Source organism: Protofrankia symbiont of Coriaria myrtifolia (assembly GCF_900634755.1).
In the GTDB taxonomy this organism is placed as follows: Bacteria; Actinomycetota; Actinomycetes; order Frankiales; family Frankiaceae; genus Protofrankia; species Protofrankia coriariae.
Genome location: NZ_CAAAFS010000327.1, coordinates 1 through 16,366 on the forward strand (window position 1 = coordinate 1; position 16,366 = coordinate 16,366).

Below are 16,366 nucleotides of genomic sequence, written 5' to 3' on the forward strand. Positions count from 1 at the left end.
CTCCGGTCCCGATGTCCCCCCTCTTCCGGACGTGACGCCGCCGCCCGGGGTGACCATCCGGACCTTCGTCCCAGGGCAGGACGAGGACGCGTGGGTGGTGGTCAACAGCGTCGCCTTCGCGACCCACCCGGAACAGGGACGCTGGACGGTGGAGGATCTCCGGCTGCGCGAGGCCGAGCCGTGGTTCGACCCGGCGGGCTTCTTCCTCGCCGAAGCGGCGGGCCAGCTCGTCGGCTTCCACTGGACGAAGGTGGAGGCGGGCATCGGCGAGGTGTACGTCGTCGGGGTCGCGCCCACCGCCGCCGGACGCGGGCTCGGCCGGGTACTGACCCTGATCGGCCTCCACCACCTGCGCGACCGTGGCCTGGCCACGGTGATGCTCTATGTCGACGACACCAACCGCCCGGCGGTACGCCTCTACGAGACCCTCGGCTTCAGCCGGTACCGCTGCGACATCTCCTACCTGCGCAGGCCGCGGGCCCGGCCCGGATCCGGGCCCGACCGGCCCTGACCCACCCGGCCAACGGGTGCACGATCACCATCGCCATCCGGCCACGCGGCCGGCGGCCTGGTTCCCGCCAGCCACGTGACGTCCCGCCGGCCCACGGCCGCCGGGTGGAGCCGGGCATCAGGGTCAGGGTCAGGGGCCGGGCATCGGGCTGTCCGCGAGCCGGAGACGGTAGCCCACTCCGCGGACGCTCTCGATCAGCCGGGGTTTCCCCGGCTTCCCCGTGTCTCCCAGGCGGCCGCGCAGCCGGCGGATGTGCACGGCGAGCGTGTTCGTCTCGTGGCTGCTCGTGCCCCAGACACGCTCGAGCAGCGTCTGGTGGGTGACCACGGATCCGGCCTGCTCCAGCAGGATCCGCAGGAGCCTGAACTCCCGCGGCGGCAGCCGCACCGGAATACCGTCCACCCACACGTCGTAGGCGGCGAGATTCAGTGTGATCGCTCCGGCTCGCAGCACCGTGGGCCAGGCCCGCTCCAGGTCGCTTCCCCACATCGACCGGGCCAGCGCCAGCACCTCGTTGACCCGGTAGGGCTTGGCGACACAGGCACTCGCGCCGGCCGCGAGCCCCGCCGCGGCCTGCCGCCGGTCCTGCGGGCCGACCCCGAGCAGGATCGGCATGTCGTCCCGGGTACGGACGGTCCGTACGACCGTCACCCCGTCCACGATCGGCAGCCGGGCGGAGATCAGCACCACCGCCGGCGCGAGACGGCCGATCTCCAGCAGCGCCCGGGCGCCGTCGGGGGCGACGCTGACCCCCATGCCCTCGTCGGCGAGGGCGGTGAGCAACTCGGTGTCCGCGGCGGCGTCGGCGACCAGCAGTGTCGGGCCCGGCGGCGTTGACAGGCCCGACCTCACCGGGCCTGTCAACGCCGCTGGGCCCGGTGACAGCACCGGACCGAGTGGCAGCGGGCCCGGTACCGACACCGGTGGACGTGGCGAACCGGACGTCGTGGGCTCGTCGGCCGGACGCTGCCGCCCCACCGGCCCGGACCCGTCATCAGATGGCCGCACAAGACGCATCCGAGGAATCGTGATGGCTCCACAGTGGCTCATGGACACGACAGGACCGGCTCAGCCGAAGCGTCCGGTGATGTACTCCTCCGTACGCTTCTCCGTCGGATTGGAGAAAATCTTCTCGGTCCGGTCCATCTCCACCAGCCGGCCGGGATCACCGGTCCGGTCCAGGGTGAAGAACGCCGTGGTGTCGCTGACCCGGGCGGCCTGCTGCATGTTGTGGGTCACTATGACGATCGTGTAGCTCGACTTGAGCTTGCTGATCAGGTCCTCGATGGCCAGGGTGGAGATGGGGTCGAGGGCGGAGCACGGCTCGTCCATGAGCAGTACCTGCGGTTCGACGGCGATGGCCCGGGCGATGCACAGGCGCTGCTGCTGGCCGCCGGACAGGCCCGCGCCGGGCCGGCCGAGCCGGTCCTTGACCTCCTCCCACAGGTTCGCGCCACGCAGCGACTCCTCGACCCTTTCGTCGAGCAGCGACTTCTTGCGGACGCCGTTGAGCCGCAGGCCGGCGACGACGTTGTCGTAGATGGACATCGTGGGGAAGGGGTTCGGCCGCTGGAAGACCATCCCGACGGCGCGGCGCACGTTCACCGGGTCGACCCCCGGCCCGTAGAGGTCCTCGCCGTCGAGGAGCACCCGGCCCTCGACCCGGGCCGCGGGCAGCACCTCGTGCATACGGTTGAGCGTGCGCAGCACCGTGGACTTGCCGCAGCCGGACGGTCCGATGAAAGCGGTGACGCTCTTCGGCTCGATACTGAAGTGGATGTCGGAGACGGCCTTGAACTTTCCGTAGTAGGCGGTCAGCCCGGAGACGTCGATACGGGTGGCCATGGGTTACCTCGGCTTCTCGCGCTTCGGTCGTTCGACGGACGGTGTGGACGGTGCGGACGACATGAACGGGGCAGGGGACGCGGGAGAGGGAGGCATCACCGGATCCTGGCCAGCCGGGCGATCAGCCGCGCGGCCGCGTTGAGCAGCATCACCAGGACGATAAGCATCAGCGCGGCGCCCCAGGCCCGGTCGATGGCGACCTGTTGGGGCTGGCCGGCCTGCGAGTAGATGTACAGCGGCAGCGCCGACTGCGGGCCGGAGAACGGGTTGAAGTTGATGGAGTCGGTCCCGAAGATGGTCAGCAGCAGCGGCGCGGTCTCACCGGCGACCCTGGCCACCGCGAGCATCACCCCGGTGATGATTCCCGGCAGCGCGGTCGGGATCACGACCTTGACGATCGTGCGCCACCGGCTGACACCGAGCGCGTAGCTGGCCTCCCGAAGATCGTTCGGGACGAGTTTGAGCATCTCCTCGGCGGAGCGCACGACAACGGGGATCATCAGGATCGTCAGGGCGAGCGCACCGGCGAAACCGGTCGGCTTCCGCTCGAGCGCGAGGATGTAGAACGCCAGGATGAACAGGCCGGCGATGACCGAGGGCAGGCCGGTCAGCACGTCCACGAAGAAACTGATGGTCCGGCTGATCCGGCCCCGGCCGTACTCGACCAGGTAGATCGCTACCAGCAGGCTGAACGGGACGGCGAAAAGGCTGGCCAGGGCGATCTGCTCCAGGGTTCCGATCAGGGCGTGGTAGATGCCGCCACCGGCGTCACGCGCCCCGATGTTCCGCATGGAGTGGGTGAGGAAACCGACGTCGACACGTTGCGCGCCCTTGGAGATCACGCTTGCCAGCACCGCGACCAGCGGGATGACCGCGAGCAGGAAGGAGAGATACACCAGGGTGGTGACGCCCCGGTCGGTGGCCCGCCGGGAGCCCTCGACGGCGATCGACGCCACCGTCTGGCCGATCAGGTAAAGCGCCCCGGCGATCAGCACGAACTGGATCCGGCTCGTTATCGGGGCCAGCACGTACAGCACGACGGTGGCGGCGACGGCACCGGCGCCGATCGCGGGGAACGCCGCCCGCGGCAGTTGTCGGCCGACCAGGTTCAGGCCACCGGGGGCGGCCACGGTGGCAGTCGATGTACTCATGCGGCGGCACCCGAGAATTCACGTCGGCGGGCGATGATGGCCCGGGCGATCATATTGACGATCATGGTGACGACGAACAGGACGAGACCGGAGGCGATGAGCGCCCCGCGACCGACGTCGTTGGCCTCGGCGAAGCCGTTCGCCACGTTCGCGGCGATGGTGTTGCCGGCCGGCGACAGGACCTGCCAGGAGATGTCGAAGGACGCGGGCAGCACCAGGGCGACCGCGATCGTCTCCCCCATCGCGCGCCCGAGCCCGAGCATCGACGCGCTGATGACTCCCGGCCGGCCGTACGGAAGCACCGCTGTACGGATCATTTCCCACCGGGTCGCGCCGAGAGCGAGAGCGGCCTCCCGGTGCGCGGTCGGCACCTGGAGGAAGACCTCCCGGGAGAGGGCTGCGACGATCGGCAGAATCATGATGGCCAGGACGACCGACGCGACGAAGATCGAGCGTCCGACAACGCCGTTGTCGGTGGCGAACAGCGGAATCCAGCCGAAATAGTCGGTGAGGAACTTCTGGACGCCCTCCATCCGTGGGACGAGCACGATCAGGCCCCACAGCCCGAAGATGACGCTGGGGACGGCGGCGAGCAGGTCCACGACGAACGCCAGCGGGGCCGCGAGCCGGCGAGGCGCGTACACCGTGATGAACAGCGCGATGCCGACCGCCACCGGCACGGCGATGACCATCGCTATTACGGCTGTGAGCAGCGTGCCGAACAGCAGGGCCGCGACCCCGAAGACCGGCGGCGAGCCGTTCGGGAACCACTCCGTGGTGGTCAGGAAGTTGCCGGTGTTGGCGCTGAGAGCGTCCGTCGCCTCCAGCACCAGGAAGGCCGCGATCGCGGCGATGAGCGCGAGAAGGCCGAGACCGGCCGACCGGGTCAGATTCTTGAACAGAGCGTCCGCGGGTTTGACCCGGGCGCCGTCACTGCTGCTGGCGGACTTCGCCGCGGCCACGGTGGTGTCGTTTCTCGACGAGCCTTTCCGGGGGCCGTCCGGCTCACTGCTCATCATGCCTCTCAACAGGTTGTGTCAGGCAGTGTGCCCGCCCGCCTCACGCGGCGGGCGGGCACAGCGATGGATCGTCCGGTCAGGACTTGTGGGTACCGGACTGGGTACCTGATCGCCGTTTCAGGATCATGAAATTGTCGCTACAACCGAGTTCACCCTGACCGCGAGCTCGCTCGGGAGCGGAGCGTAACCGAGATCGGCGATAGCGGTCTGACCGTCCGGGGAGGAGGTGTAGGCCAGGAAGGACTTCACCAGCGCGGCCTGGCCCGCGGGCAGACCCTTGGTGCAGGTGATCTCGTAGGTGACCAGGTAGATCGGGTACGCGCCGGACGTCGTCGCGGTGTAGTCGAAGGTCAGTTTCAGGTCGTTACCTTCGGCGATCTTGGCTGTGCCCAGGCCCTTGGACGCGGCCTGCGTGCTGACCGCGACGTACTCACCGACACCGTTCTTGATCTTTGCTGTCGACAGGGCGGCGTTCTCCGCGTAGGACAACTCGACGTAGCCGATGGCGCCGGCGGTCGACTTAACGGTCTGGGTCACCCCGTCACTGCCCTTGGAGCCCTGGCCGCCCGGAGCCTTCCAGTCGGAGCCGGATCCGTGCGTCCAGTCGGCCTTGGCGACACCGCCGAGATACTTGGTGAAGTTGTCCGTGGTACCCGAGCCGTCGGAACGGTGCACCGAGACGATCGCCTTGTCCGGCAGGGAGACCCCGGGGTTGTCGGCCGCGATCACGGGGTCGTTCCACCTGGTGACCACACCAGTGTAGATCTTTGCCAGCGCCGGGGCGCTGAGCTGCAGATCCTTCACCTCGGCGAGGTTGTAGATAACCGCGACCGGCCCTGCGACCACGGGCAGGTCGACGAGCTGGCCGCCGGTGCAGCGCTTGGCCGCGTTGGCCGCCGGGTCACCGCTGATCGCCGAATCCGAGCCGGCGAACGCGGTCTGGCCGTCGATGAACGCCTGCCTGCCCGCGGCGGAGCCGACCGACTGGTAGTTGATCGACGCACCGGCGCATGCCTGCTGGTACTTCTTCACCCACTCGTCTATCGCGTTCTTCTGCGCCGAGGAGCCCGACGCGGTGATCGACCCTGTCGCGCAGGAGATCGTGGACGTGGTGCTGCCACCTCCCGGCGGCGTCACCTCCTCGTTGTCGGAACCGCAGGCGGCCGCTCCCAGCACCGCTGACATCACAAGGCCCACGACCGCAACCCGACGCTTCCCTATGTTCACAAAGCGACCCTTCGACTTCAGCGCAACAGCGCTGCTCCGTCCGCCCCCGGACTGGGGTGCCGGCGAGAATCGAAGCGATTCAGCATGAACGAAAGATGAATGGAAGCGGACACGAAACGAACACTGATCAGAACACATCCGGGATCGAGAAAAGTGGCCGCGGAGGTCACGGTGGTACGCCCCCCGACCGGCATGGACGCGCCCGTGCCACAGCGACCCCGGCCGTCCGGCGATATGGGCCTCCCCTGGCCCATCGATGTCCGCTGTCCGCCTGCTGTCCGTCCGCTGTCCGCACCGACGACCGCCGGCGTTTGCCGGGCGAGGCCGGAGAAATGTCGGCAACGGTGGCGCGGACGGCCGGTCACCACCGACGGTGGGACAGCCCTGCCACCGGGACTGGACGCCGAGACGTTCTGTGGTGTGCCCGGCCGTCTACGTTGGGGCCGCGGGATGCGCCGAGCCGCGCGCCCACGATCCTATCCGCGCCACTGGGAACGTCGGGGAGCCTCTCCCCCGGCACGCGGAGCAGCGGGATCACGCTGGCTGTTCCCGCTCTCGACGTCGATGACATGGGCAACATTGGTGACGCACAGCAACCGGGCGATCTCCTCGCTGGGGCTGCGCAGAATGAGGCGACCACCGACGGAACGCTGGCGCTGGTGCGCAAAAAGAATCACAGCGAGACCCTGCGAGTCCATGAAGCTGACCTCGGCAAGGTCCACGACGATGTCCCTGACCCCGGCGATCCGCGCGTCCAGCAGCGCTTCGCGCAGAGGTTCCAGCGAAGAGTAGTCGACGTCACCGATGGGACGGACGACCACGGCCTGCCGGCCGCTCACCTCGACACGAACGCTGGGATACATGGCTCCCGCACCGACCGGACGTTCCCAGCGGCGCGAGAGCTGGCCGGTGCGCTCCCACGTCGCTGTCCGCCCCTGATCGGACGTGACAACCCCGGCTCTACCCCGAACCGCGAAAACCCACACCGTCTCCTTGCGAACAACCACGGCCCCTTGCGGACAACCGCTACGAACAACCATGGCTCTCCGCAACCGACCGCAGCCGGCTCAGCGACCGGCGCGACGAGCGGCTCATCCCTGGACGGGCCACTGGCGACAGACGGCTTTCCAGCAGGCGAAGATATCAGCCCCAAACCAGACAAACCAATAAAACTCCCCGCCCAACGGGATGGATCCGACAACCATCACCAACGACGCTGGTCACATGACCAACGCAGCAGCACAGTCCCGATCGGGGAACGACCGAGTGTCCACCCTCGTCAGCCGGGCCGACGGCACTCAGATCAGCATCGGCGTCCAGCCCGGCGCCGGCATCGGGCCGGCAGCGATCCTGCTCCGCATCCGGCCATCGCTGCCCGACACCGACCACGCCACCTACCTGGCGGCGCCGGAGGCCCACCGCCTTGCCGAAGCCCTCACCGCCGCCGCGCGCGCCGCCCGCGAACCCGACGATCAGCTACGGACAGCGAGCGACGACCCGCCACGCCCACGCCCGGACAACGCCGCGTCGCACGAGCACGCCGTCATGGTCTGCGAAGGGACCACCGTTTTCGATCTTTCCTGGCTGCTCGGCGGGCTGCCCGCCAGCGCCCGTCTTGTCGACTTCGCCAGCGACACCGACGTCGTCCTGATCTTCAGCGCGGACGGCGCAGACGCAGCCGCCGACCACGGATGAGGACGGCGATCCATGTTGGCCGGCCTTCAGGTACGCGCACGCTGCATTTCAAGGTCGGCACGGCTGTCGCACCAGTAGGGACCCTCGTCCTCCACCACGTCCGCCACGATCACATGATGCCGGCCGGCGTGTCCCGCCGACAGCAGGCAGGTCAGGCCCTCGGCGCGGCATCCAGGGGCCGTGACCGTAGCGGGTGTGCTCCAGACCAGCCACGCTTCCCGATTCCCCCAGCCCTGGAGAACGGCCATGTGTTTGTCGGGGTGCCCGCTCTCCAGGGCGCACGTGACCTCGTCCGGTACTTCGTACGCCGCGCCCGGGAGGCCGTCGAACCGGCCGATGACCTCCTCGGGCACACGCTGCCACGCGCCACAGGCGCCATCGTCGATGGAGACACCCATCGTCGTTCCCTCCTGCGTGTGTCTGGGCTGCCTCGTCGCAGCCCAGTTACCAGTGGCACGGATCAGTCGCCGTGAACAGTCCCGTGCCGGGGACGGCCAAAGTCCGCTCGGCCGACAAGCCCGATACAAGCACGCACAGCCCGAACCCCGTACACCGGGTTAAAACTTTCCGTTTTGTCTTGACTTCTTAGCGTAATGAACCGCGGGCATCGACGACCGGCCACCACAGCGGAGGGGCTGCGCGGGAATGCGACTGGGCAGTGCGCAACCAGCTGATCGGACAGGCTGGCCCCGACGTGCGGTGCGAACGGACGCCCGGGACGGACGGACACGGGTGGATGCCGGCGTCCACGGATCCGATCACGATGCACCAACCACGACGTAACGATCACGACGTAACGGCCACGGGCGTCCCGCCCAGCACGGTCACCGACAGCCTGGCGTGCACTGCCGCGCCCGCGAGCGCCGCGGCCACCCCGGCAGCCGCGGCAACGATGACCAGTGCGCCTTCTTCCGTACCGAGACCGCGTTGCACGGTTTCCCCGATTCCGGGAAGCGCGAGAACGACGACGTCCGAGGCAACCACCTCCGCGCGGGGGACCTTCGCGCGCGGGATCTCCGCCGGCGGCGTCACCGACCCCTCGGCATCGGCGGGCCCGGTGTGATCCGTGGACTGGCCCGCGGGTTCACCCACGGATGCTGTCCCGTCCCGCGACTGTGGTAGCGACATGCCACCGACGTCGGTGGCAGCCGCGAGCACGTTCACATGGTCACCGACACGCAGGAACAGGACCGAACCGGCGTCCGTGATACGGACCGGCGCGGCCACCAGGCCAGCCGCCGCCTGCCTCCGCGTGATCAGCCCGGGGCCGAGGACGCGCGCATCGGTGATCGGTTCGCCCTGCCGGACCGCGGCCGTCAGCGTACGTCCGACCGCATCCTGCGGGCTGCGTACGGCGCCGACCGGTACGACATCCGTCGGCAACGACACCATCCGGACGTCGGTCGCCGCCATGGTGGCCCCACCGGCCAGATCAGCAGCCGCGACCACCACTGGCGTCGGGGACGGCGGCCGTGCCGGGCGCGCCGCCGCGACGGCAAAGAGCATGGCCGAAGCGGCAAGAACGGCCGCCAGCACCCGACGTCGTGCGCCGACCGCGATTCGCCAGGCACGCGTATACCCGGAACGGGCCACCCGGCGTCCGACGAGCGACATCGCGACCTCCGTGATCATCATTCGACAGAACGAAGATCACGTTAGACGTCCGGCGAACCGGCGTCATCGCTCGACCGCGCGCTGTGGACAACTCGCGGCCAAGTGCCGTCCACCGTCATGGCCTGTGGATATCAGGCCATGACGGTGGACGTGTGATGCACGAAGACGTACATCGTGGCAGCCGGGGCTCAGGCCGCGGCGGTACCCGAAGTGGACGATCCCGTAGATGACGTGGATGACGTGGATGACGACGAGTTCGTGGAGGTCGAAGAGCTGGACGCGCTCGACGAGCCCTCCGTCGAACCGCCGGCAGCGGCACCAGCACCCACTGCCTCCTTGCCCGACGTACCAGCGCCGGCATCCTTGCCGGTCTTGTCCTTCGCCCTGTCCCGGACGCCGCTGCTACCGCCGGACCGGCTGTCGGTCTTGTAGAAACCGGAGCCCTTGAACACGACCCCGACCGAACTGAACACCCGGCGCAGTCTGCCGCTACAGGTGGGGCACTCGGTCAGCGCCGCGTCATTGAAACTCTGCACAACCTCGAGGTCACGATCGCATGCGGTGCAGCGGTACTCGTAGCGCGGCACGGACTCCTCCCCGGAGTTAGCACTCGACTTCGACGACTGCTAACTCTAACCCGAGACACACCTCGCGCGTTCCAAGAGCACCCTGACAGCCGCGAACGGCCCGGCGCCCTACGCTCCGGACGCCCTTCTCCGGTTCGGCCCGCGAGCTCCGCCGGCAAAAACATGATCTTTGATCTATGCCAAGTGGAGCGACACGGACAACATCACGCACCCACAACATCACCGTGAGTACGAATCCTGCGCACCATCGGACGTTCCGCAACGCAACGTGACCCTTGGTGTGACAATGACATGAACGGCAACGTCATGCGCCTCGGTGGGAACACGATCAACCAGCTCGTTGTCGTGCACGACAGCCACGATCAGGGCGTCCGGCCTCGCCCGTCGCAACGCCCGGTCGTAGGACCCCCCGCCACGACCGAGCCGGCGGCCGTGCACGTCGACCGCCAGCGCCGGGACAACGATCACATCTGCCTGGGCGAGTTCGAAGATGGCCGCACCGAGAGGCGGCTCACGGGTACCGAACGCGCCGGCGATCAGCGCGCCCGTGTACTCCCGGAAATCCAGATCAAGATCGGGCCGCATGGAGGGCAGCAGCACCCGTATCCCTCGCCCCCTGAGCCGTCTGAGCAGACGACCGGTCTCGGGCTCACCGGGCAGGCTCGCGTAGGCCGCGACCCAGCGGGCCGAGGCTACCTCCGGGAGATCGAGAATCCGCCGAGCCGTCGTCGCGGCGCCGTCCGTCTCGGTCGCCCCTACGACGACGGGGTGGTCCGTACCGGTGATGCGACCTGCCCGCGCCGCGAGCAGGCGTGCGCGCAGCGACGTCTTGGTCCCGTCCTCGCGCACGTCAGCGGACGTCCCGTTCGATGTGGTGCGGGGGGCGCTCGGCACGCAACCGCTCGAGGTCGACGTCCGGCTCCTCCTCCAACCAGTCCTGATCGTCACCCCAACCGATGTCACGGTCGTCGTCGGACCGTTCCCCGTCCCACATGAGCGCTCCTCCTTCCTGCTGGAAGCGTCCGACAAGCCCGTCCGGCTCGCCCGGCCCGCCCGGTGCCTCCTGAGCACGCATGCCCCGCTCCTGGGGTGTCGTACCGGTCACCTCTCGGTCCGCGGGGGCTCGTCGGCCGAGGGGCTCGTGGCCGGGACATACTCGATTCCCTGTGCGATAGCGCCCACGACCGTGTCCAGCGCGTCGCACACGTCTGCCGAGTATGCCTTGGCTTCCGCTCCTGACCTGGGCATTCCCTGCTCTGCCACGAGTTCGGGGCCGACATCGATCGCTGCCCGCAGGGCCCGGCGGTACCGGGGTACCGAGATCGGGGGCTCCCCTTTCGGATCTTGATCATATGCTTCGTCGCGGTCGAGCATCGCTCGAACGCCGGCACGACGGGTCACCGGTGTCACCATCGACGTCCTCCCAAAGTATTTGCTGTTTAGCAAAACAAACCATAGCGGCAACCTTGACGGTTAGCAAAGAGGCTACGATGTTCCGCGTGGACGACGGTGAGCGATTGGTTGGCATCGGGGACATAGCGTTCCAACTGAAGATCACGCGCCAGGCGGTTGACTACTGGACGCGCAAAGACCCGCAGTTCCCTCCTCCCCTGCAGGTTGTCAACGCGCCGACCGAGGGCTCCAAAGGGACCCGGGTCTGGCGCAAGCGCGACATCGACGCATGGATCGTCGAGTACTACCGACGGCGAAAGATCTGACCGACCGAAGACGATTCGATGGTCACTCTTCGTGAACAATCGGGCAAGTCGGCGGGCTGGGAGCGGGCGGGCGGGAGCCCCTGGAGAGGGTCCTGGACAACACCATGTGACACACAATCGACGTACCCACACCGACGGGCTTCCGATGCCCGGGCGTGCAACCGCAGCGGATCTGACTGACCACTGTCCGGCGGATGCCCCGGGACCTTTCCATCCGCCGGCCCGAGCCCTCCCGGCGGTGAACGCCCGCCTTCAGACCACGGCAGACAACCGTGGGGGACAACGGCCGCCGCCGGAGGCCGCACCCCGGCCCGGATACCGCACCGTACCGACGAATGCCCTGTTCAGCGGCCCTGTCCAGCGACATCCACCAGGCGCGAGCGCCCCATTGGTCGCTGTTGTCGACGTCATCCGCAATGACCTCAAATCCACGGAATGACGGGATACAGCGGGCCCGCGGCGTCACCCGGACAGCCGAAGACAACCAGATCGCCTTCCTGTCGCACCGGACTTCCAGGTGGCCTCGACGGTCGACCATGCGGGCCACTGGACAGAAACATGACAATCATTTGCCTGTATTTGAGAACGCGACTCAACCACATCTCCTCAAGCCAGGTCAGGCATGAGACCCGCGGGGACGCCCATCACCAGCGCTGATCCGATACCCGACGGGCCGACGGGCCGACGGCGACACGACCGCCCAGGTCCTCTCCTACCCGTCAAAGCCATCCCTTTCCCGCCCAGAACCGGCGCACACGAGTCGCACCACCACTGTCGGTGACATCGAACGCACTCGGCGGCGGCGGATTCGCCATCGCCGCGACGGTCCTTTTTCGCGGGTACGCGGCACTCCGTCCTCTCGAGCGCAGGCGCTCGCCGTCGTGATCGGCCTGGTGTCGTCCCGCCCGCGAGGGGGTATGGACCGCTCCGCCCGCCTCGGTCGGGCCCGGCCGGGTGGACCGTCCCGACTCCCGACGGCCACACCCGCACCCGCACGGAGCCCCACGACACCGCGACGCCGCTTCGCGGCGGCCTCTCCGGCGTCTTCGGCCACCCGGAAAAACATCGTGATCACATCACGGACAGCGGGTAGATTGGACATAGTCCAAAGAAGAGGAGACGTGAATATGATCAACAAGGTTGATCGCGTGGGTAGTCTGCTCCAAGCCACACTGGTAGAGTTCATCGATCTTGCCCAGCAGGGCAAACAGGCCCACTGGAACGTCGTCGGCCCCCGCTTCCTCCCGGTGCACCAGCAGCTCGACACGCTGGTCAACGACGTGCGGCTGGGCGCGGACGAGGTAGCGGAACGCGCGGTGGCCATTGGCTACCATCCGGACGGGCGCAGCGCTACCGTGGCCAAGGAGACACCGCTGAGTGAACTGCCCGCGGGGCCGATCGGTGACGCCGACGTGGTTCGCGCGATCGCCGACCGACTACGGAAGGTCGCCGACGCCCTCCGTACGCGGGTGGACCAACTCGACGAGCTCGACCCGGTATCCCAGGACCTTCTGATCGGCCTCGCCGCGACCCTGGACAAGCACACATGGATGTTTGGCGCACAGTTGAACTGAGCGCCCGGCTACGCACCGCGGGCCTGCGGGCCACCGGCCCCCGGCTCGCGGTGCTGGACGCCCTGGTCCGTCTCGGTGGCCACCGGCGTGCCGACGAGGTGCACAACCACCTGACGGGCCAGGGTTACGATCTTGTCCGGGCCAGTGTCTACAACGTCCTGCGCGACCTCACCACCGCCGGGCTCGCGCTGCTGGCGGACGTCGGCTCGGGCGTGACCCTCTACGAAGCCGGCGGTACCTTCCACCACCACTTCGTCTGCCGCTCCTGCGGGTCGATCCAGGACATCGCCTGCGTCCTCGGCACACCCCCTTGTCTGCATCCGGACGCCGGTGCCCATGCCGGCATCGCCACCCTGGACGAGGCACAGATCATCTTTCGCGGCCTGTGTGCCGGCTGTGGGACGCCTCGCGGGAACGCGCCGCTCCCGTGAGGAAGGCGCCCTGCAGATACCGAGCCGAGGCCCGAGGCTGTGTCCCGTCCACGTCCCGTCCGTGCCTTGTCCCTACCTTGTCCCTACCTTGTCCGTGCCTCGTCCCAGCCTGCAGCGTCTCATCCCGCATTTCGCGCCACGATCGTCGTCGGTCCTCTCGGTACCGCGCCCGGTGCCCGGATCGTCACCTCACCCCGCGTCCGGATCCCCGCCTCCGGAAACATCTGTGGTCGCAGGGGTGTCCGTGGCCGCGGGCTCCAGCAGCCTGCGCAGCAGGCGCGCCTGCCCGGGCGGCAGAGCCGCGGCGAAATGGCCCAGTGCCGCGTCGGGGTCGCCCGCCCGCTGAAGTGCCGCGAGCATCTGGGCGGCGGCGTGTTCCTCCTGGCGCCGGGTCGGGTGATACATCCAGAGCCGACGGACTCGGACCCGCTCGACATGCCCCTTGCCGATGAGACGGGCGAGCGTGGTGGCTATGGTGCTGTGCGCGAGTTCCCCACCCAGCTCCCGCTGGATGTCGCCGGTGCTCACCGGTGCGCGCGCCGCCCAGACAACCGCGAGGACCGCAGCCTCCAACTGACCGGGCTGGCGCCGGGCTGCCGGACCATCGGCAGCTGGCGGCTGGTGCTCGCCGCCATCTCGTGAGGCGTCATCTAGTGGGGTGTCATCCTGTGAGGCGTCGCCTCGCGGAGCGTCGCCTCGTGGGGCGGGTTCAGGGCCCAGAGTAGTCAACACGGACCGTCCTTGGATGCGTGAAGGGCGTGTCGGCGGCATGATCCGCCGAAGTGACAGTGGCGGGCGCGAGTGGCCGGTGTGTCGGTCGCGACAGGCACGCACCGATGCGCCACACCGCGCGGCTCGGAGGCATCGAGGGAAACCGCCGGCGTTGGAAACCGCCGGCGTTGAGGAGCCTGCCGGCGCGTGGCATACGGACAGTGAGCTGGCAGACGGACGCGAGCAGCAGGCGCGGCCGTGGACGGCGGCATCATCCGGTCGTCGGATCAGCCTCCTCGACGGAAGACGACGTCGACGGATCAACGTGCCGGCGGCGGCTGTGCCGGCCCCGAGCACCCGAAAAACGATCTGCTTTGTCGGGTGTGGTGCCGCCGGCCCCCGCCGTGACGGCCACACCGCCACGGGCCGGGCTAGCGGGGCAGGCGACCGCCGGACCCGGCCAACGCTCATCTCACGGCCGGTGGATGGCTCCCGGCGGGCCCCGGCGGGCCATCGCATACCTGAGAGTCCCGGCCGCTGAAGACGCCACGGAGGAACCGCGTGGCTGGGCCAGGCGCACACCGTGGCCGGCAGAGACGCTCCGGCCGGGCAGCGCCGCCGGGAGCAGGACCGACAGCACGGCGTGAACGATGCGGGTGACGAGCGCTCGGGCACGACCGGCAGCAGCGGCGCACAGCACGCCGGCCCGCCGTCCGGGCCGCCTGGCCGTGGCCGACACCCGCGAAAGCGCGGCCGGGCCATCTGCCCGGGCACAGCTTTGCACCATGTGCCGTGGCCCACCCGTCTGTAGTCGGTTGCATCGCCCGGGTAGCCGGGTCATATGTGGTCGTGTGACATATGTAGTCGCCCGTGGTCGCCCGCGTCATCCGCGGGAAAATCTGGTGGAGAACCTCACGCCTCGCTGGTACGCCACGTCACCATTCCGGCCGGAATCCATGGTTACGTCGACAAATGATTACCAGGCGCGAGCATCCTGCCACCCGGAAAAGATTTTATCCGCGAGCGGCGGGACCGGGTGCGCCGAACCGGCCGGAAACCTTTGTGGCCGCCCCCTCAGTATGAACCTGGCGTATTCACGCTGGCGCGGATCGCACACGGCCGCCCCGGCCGCGCCACCGCCAGGCCGCCGCGATCACCCGACCTCGCCCCGGCCAGATAGCAGTGATCGTGCGCCACCGGGCTCACACCGCCGCGGTCGCCAGAGGCCCACAGCCCGACGCGGACCGTGCGGCGGGAGGCCAAACCGCATCCGGACACCCAGCCAACAGGAGATGAACTCTCCTCTATCAACGGATAAGCAACAAGTCGCGAAAGGGTCTAATGCAGGACAACTGGTACCACATGACTGGCACCGAACGACTGGCACCGGGCTACCGACACCGGGCTACCGGCACCGGCCGGCTGGTACCGGACGACTAGTACCGGACGGCTGGCGCCGCCCGACTGGCACTATTCGACTGGTATCGGCCGACTGGGACCGTTTCGACCGGCCGGGGTCCCGGTGCCGTCGCGGTCCGGGCCACGACGTCCGCCAGGGGCGGCGGCGGCATGCGGGCGACGACGCGCACCAGGGACCGCCTGGGCGTGGACCACCCGGACAGCAGATCCGAAAAAGCACTCAGGGGATCTCAGGCGGCACGCAACTGGGCGGTCCGCACCAGCGCGTCACATGTTTCCTCGGTACGCGTCACATCAACTCCCAGGGATGCCACAAAGGCATTCAACGTCTCCTGTACGGTGACCGCCGACTCGTGCGCGGGCACCGGGCAGTCGAGCTCCAGGAACATACCCAGTCCGTCGAGTTCGTCCACATAGAGCGACATGTTGCCCAGGCGCGCCGTTCGCCGGATCTTGGCCACCCGTACCGTGGGACAGAAACCCATGTTCAGGATGGCCTGATGCATCTGATCACGATCGGCGACCTCGGTCTCGAACGAGACGTACGCCTGGGCGTTGACCGTGGGCTGTTTCAATGTGAAAAAATGACGGTTGTTTATGGTACGCAGCCGCGGGAAGGACACCCCCAGCCGACTGTCCTCGAAGGTCCAACGATCAGGGGCGTACGCCTGGTCGTCCTGAAAGAACGGCTCACCCAACTCGATGTCTCGCGCCTTGAGGCTCAGGAAGAGCGCCTCCCGGTCCCACACGTGGAACTTGACCTTAACCTCACGCACACAAGCCTCCCCATCGTCTACCCGGCGATCCCCCGAGGCGACAACCTGACACATAACCAACCAACCAGAAGTGACGCCCACCGCCAAA

General features: G+C 68.3%; 19 protein-coding genes. 5 read left to right on the forward strand and 14 right to left on the reverse strand.

All coding sequences use genetic code 11. The features are described from left to right. Positions 1-511 (forward strand): mycothiol synthase (gene mshD / locus CM1CMNOD_RS19155; RefSeq protein ID WP_131774107.1); only part of this gene is annotated, 511 nt, incomplete at its 5' end. Positions 512-640: 129 nt separating this feature from the next. On the opposite strand, the gene CM1CMNOD_RS19160 is transcribed toward mshD, so the two are convergent. The 6 genes from CM1CMNOD_RS19160 to CM1CMNOD_RS19185 all read right to left on the reverse strand — a co-directional run bounded on the left by CM1CMNOD_RS19160 (position 641) and on the right by CM1CMNOD_RS19185 (position 6,616). After that, a complete protein-coding gene (locus CM1CMNOD_RS19160) occupies positions 641-1,363 on the reverse strand; it encodes a winged helix-turn-helix transcriptional regulator (RefSeq protein WP_237702878.1) in 723 nt (240 codons plus the stop codon). 216 nt (positions 1,364-1,579) lie between these two features. Beyond that, on the reverse strand, positions 1,580-2,356 hold the full coding sequence (gene pstB / locus CM1CMNOD_RS19165) for a phosphate ABC transporter ATP-binding protein PstB (RefSeq protein ID WP_013875242.1): 777 nt from the start codon (positions 2,354-2,356) through the stop codon (positions 1,580-1,582). Positions 2,357-2,451: 95 nt separating this feature from the next. Further along, entirely contained in the window at positions 2,452-3,507 is a 1,056-nt protein-coding gene (gene pstA, locus CM1CMNOD_RS19170; RefSeq protein ID WP_013875243.1) for a phosphate ABC transporter permease PstA, read from the reverse strand. Then, positions 3,504-4,523, reverse strand: coding sequence for a phosphate ABC transporter permease subunit PstC (gene pstC, locus CM1CMNOD_RS19175; protein ID WP_013875244.1), 1,020 nt, complete (start codon positions 4,521-4,523; stop codon positions 3,504-3,506). Before pstC ends, pstA begins: the two co-directional genes overlap by 4 nt. A 126-nt stretch (positions 4,524-4,649) precedes the next feature. Further along, complete coding sequence (gene pstS / locus CM1CMNOD_RS19180; protein ID WP_013875245.1) at positions 4,650-5,753, reverse strand: phosphate ABC transporter substrate-binding protein PstS; 1,104 nt, start codon at positions 5,751-5,753, stop codon at positions 4,650-4,652. Between the two features lie 476 nt (positions 5,754-6,229). Continuing rightward, entirely contained in the window at positions 6,230-6,616 is a 387-nt protein-coding gene (locus tag CM1CMNOD_RS19185) for an STAS domain-containing protein (RefSeq protein ID WP_013875246.1), read from the reverse strand. A 361-nt stretch (positions 6,617-6,977) separates the two neighbouring features. On the opposite strand from CM1CMNOD_RS19185, the gene CM1CMNOD_RS19190 reads away from it, so the two are divergent. Continuing rightward, a complete protein-coding gene (locus tag CM1CMNOD_RS19190; RefSeq protein ID WP_043607231.1) occupies positions 6,978-7,448 on the forward strand; it encodes a hypothetical protein in 471 nt (156 codons plus the stop codon). Positions 7,449-7,474: 26 nt separating this feature from the next. On the opposite strand, the gene CM1CMNOD_RS19195 is transcribed toward CM1CMNOD_RS19190, so the two are convergent. From CM1CMNOD_RS19195 to CM1CMNOD_RS19220, 6 genes are all read right to left on the reverse strand, one after another. Next, positions 7,475-7,846, reverse strand: coding sequence for a hypothetical protein (locus tag CM1CMNOD_RS19195; protein WP_013875248.1), 372 nt, complete (start codon positions 7,844-7,846; stop codon positions 7,475-7,477). Between the two features lie 388 nt (positions 7,847-8,234). Beyond that, positions 8,235-9,062: an SAF domain-containing protein gene (locus tag CM1CMNOD_RS19200; RefSeq protein ID WP_013875249.1), complete on the reverse strand. Its 828-nt coding sequence runs from the start codon at positions 9,060-9,062 to the stop codon at positions 8,235-8,237. Between the two features lie 188 nt (positions 9,063-9,250). Further along, positions 9,251-9,649: an FmdB family zinc ribbon protein gene (locus CM1CMNOD_RS19205; protein ID WP_013875250.1), complete on the reverse strand. Its 399-nt coding sequence runs from the start codon at positions 9,647-9,649 to the stop codon at positions 9,251-9,253. A 219-nt stretch (positions 9,650-9,868) separates the two neighbouring features. Then, complete coding sequence (locus CM1CMNOD_RS19210) at positions 9,869-10,498, reverse strand: 5-formyltetrahydrofolate cyclo-ligase (RefSeq protein WP_237702881.1); 630 nt, start codon at positions 10,496-10,498, stop codon at positions 9,869-9,871. Position 10,499: 1 nt separating this feature from the next. Beyond that, the gene (locus CM1CMNOD_RS19215; RefSeq protein WP_013875252.1) at positions 10,500-10,724 is read right to left on the reverse strand and encodes a hypothetical protein; all 225 of its coding nucleotides are present in this window, start codon (positions 10,722-10,724) and stop codon (positions 10,500-10,502) included. 26 nt (positions 10,725-10,750) lie between these two features. Beyond that, positions 10,751-11,062: a hypothetical protein gene (locus CM1CMNOD_RS19220; protein ID WP_013875253.1), complete on the reverse strand. Its 312-nt coding sequence runs from the start codon at positions 11,060-11,062 to the stop codon at positions 10,751-10,753. 77 nt (positions 11,063-11,139) lie between these two features. Here CM1CMNOD_RS19220 and CM1CMNOD_RS19225 point away from each other — a divergent pair, with 77 nt between their 5' ends. The 3 genes from CM1CMNOD_RS19225 (at position 11,140) to CM1CMNOD_RS19235 (ending at position 13,372) form a co-directional block, all read left to right on the forward strand. Then, a complete protein-coding gene (locus tag CM1CMNOD_RS19225) occupies positions 11,140-11,367 on the forward strand; it encodes a hypothetical protein (RefSeq protein ID WP_013875254.1) in 228 nt (75 codons plus the stop codon). A 1,127-nt stretch (positions 11,368-12,494) separates the two neighbouring features. Then, positions 12,495-12,941, forward strand: a complete 447-nt coding sequence (locus tag CM1CMNOD_RS19230) for a Dps family protein (RefSeq protein ID WP_013875255.1) — start codon at positions 12,495-12,497, stop codon at positions 12,939-12,941. Next, entirely contained in the window at positions 12,914-13,372 is a 459-nt protein-coding gene (locus CM1CMNOD_RS19235) for a Fur family transcriptional regulator (protein WP_013875256.1), read from the forward strand. The genes CM1CMNOD_RS19230 and CM1CMNOD_RS19235 overlap by 28 nt, the downstream gene beginning before the upstream one ends. 189 nt (positions 13,373-13,561) lie before the next feature. On the opposite strand, the gene CM1CMNOD_RS24210 is transcribed toward CM1CMNOD_RS19235, so the two are convergent. Both CM1CMNOD_RS24210 and CM1CMNOD_RS19245 read right to left on the reverse strand, forming a co-directional pair. After that, positions 13,562-14,845 carry a BlaI/MecI/CopY family transcriptional regulator gene (locus CM1CMNOD_RS24210; RefSeq protein WP_083828371.1) on the reverse strand — a complete coding sequence of 428 codons (1,284 nt, stop codon included), beginning with the start codon at positions 14,843-14,845 and terminating at the stop codon, positions 13,562-13,564. Between the two features lie 887 nt (positions 14,846-15,732). Next, positions 15,733-16,366, reverse strand: a 634-nt coding sequence (locus CM1CMNOD_RS19245; RefSeq protein WP_207387508.1) for a class IV adenylate cyclase, incomplete at its 5' end; no start/stop codon positions are given.

What these genes read in the sequence shown, in the direction of transcription:
- pstB (WP_013875242.1), bottom strand. Translation starts at nt 2,356, where the DNA reads ATGGCCACCCGTATCGACGTCTCCGGGCTGACCGCCTACTACGGAAAG.
- pstA (WP_013875243.1), bottom strand. Translation starts at nt 3,507, where the DNA reads ATGAGTACATCGACTGCCACCGTGGCCGCCCCCGGTGGCCTGAACCTG.
- pstC (WP_013875244.1), bottom strand. Translation starts at nt 4,523, where the DNA reads ATGAGCAGTGAGCCGGACGGCCCCCGGAAAGGCTCGTCGAGAAACGAC.
- CM1CMNOD_RS19185 (WP_013875246.1), bottom strand. Translation starts at nt 6,616, where the DNA reads ATGTATCCCAGCGTTCGTGTCGAGGTGAGCGGCCGGCAGGCCGTGGTC.
- CM1CMNOD_RS19190 (WP_043607231.1), top strand. Translation starts at nt 6,978, where the DNA reads ATGACCAACGCAGCAGCACAGTCCCGATCGGGGAACGACCGAGTGTCC.
- CM1CMNOD_RS19195 (WP_013875248.1), bottom strand. Translation starts at nt 7,846, where the DNA reads ATGGGTGTCTCCATCGACGATGGCGCCTGTGGCGCGTGGCAGCGTGTG.
- CM1CMNOD_RS19200 (WP_013875249.1), bottom strand. Translation starts at nt 9,062, where the DNA reads ATGTCGCTCGTCGGACGCCGGGTGGCCCGTTCCGGGTATACGCGTGCC.
- CM1CMNOD_RS19215 (WP_013875252.1), bottom strand. Translation starts at nt 10,724, where the DNA reads ATGCGTGCTCAGGAGGCACCGGGCGGGCCGGGCGAGCCGGACGGGCTT.
- CM1CMNOD_RS19220 (WP_013875253.1), bottom strand. Translation starts at nt 11,062, where the DNA reads ATGGTGACACCGGTGACCCGTCGTGCCGGCGTTCGAGCGATGCTCGAC.
- CM1CMNOD_RS19225 (WP_013875254.1), top strand. Translation starts at nt 11,140, where the DNA reads ATGTTCCGCGTGGACGACGGTGAGCGATTGGTTGGCATCGGGGACATA.
- CM1CMNOD_RS19230 (WP_013875255.1), top strand. Translation starts at nt 12,495, where the DNA reads ATGATCAACAAGGTTGATCGCGTGGGTAGTCTGCTCCAAGCCACACTG.
- CM1CMNOD_RS19235 (WP_013875256.1), top strand. Translation starts at nt 12,914, where the DNA reads ATGGATGTTTGGCGCACAGTTGAACTGAGCGCCCGGCTACGCACCGCG.
- CM1CMNOD_RS24210 (WP_083828371.1), bottom strand. Translation starts at nt 14,845, where the DNA reads ATGGCCCGGCCGCGCTTTCGCGGGTGTCGGCCACGGCCAGGCGGCCCG.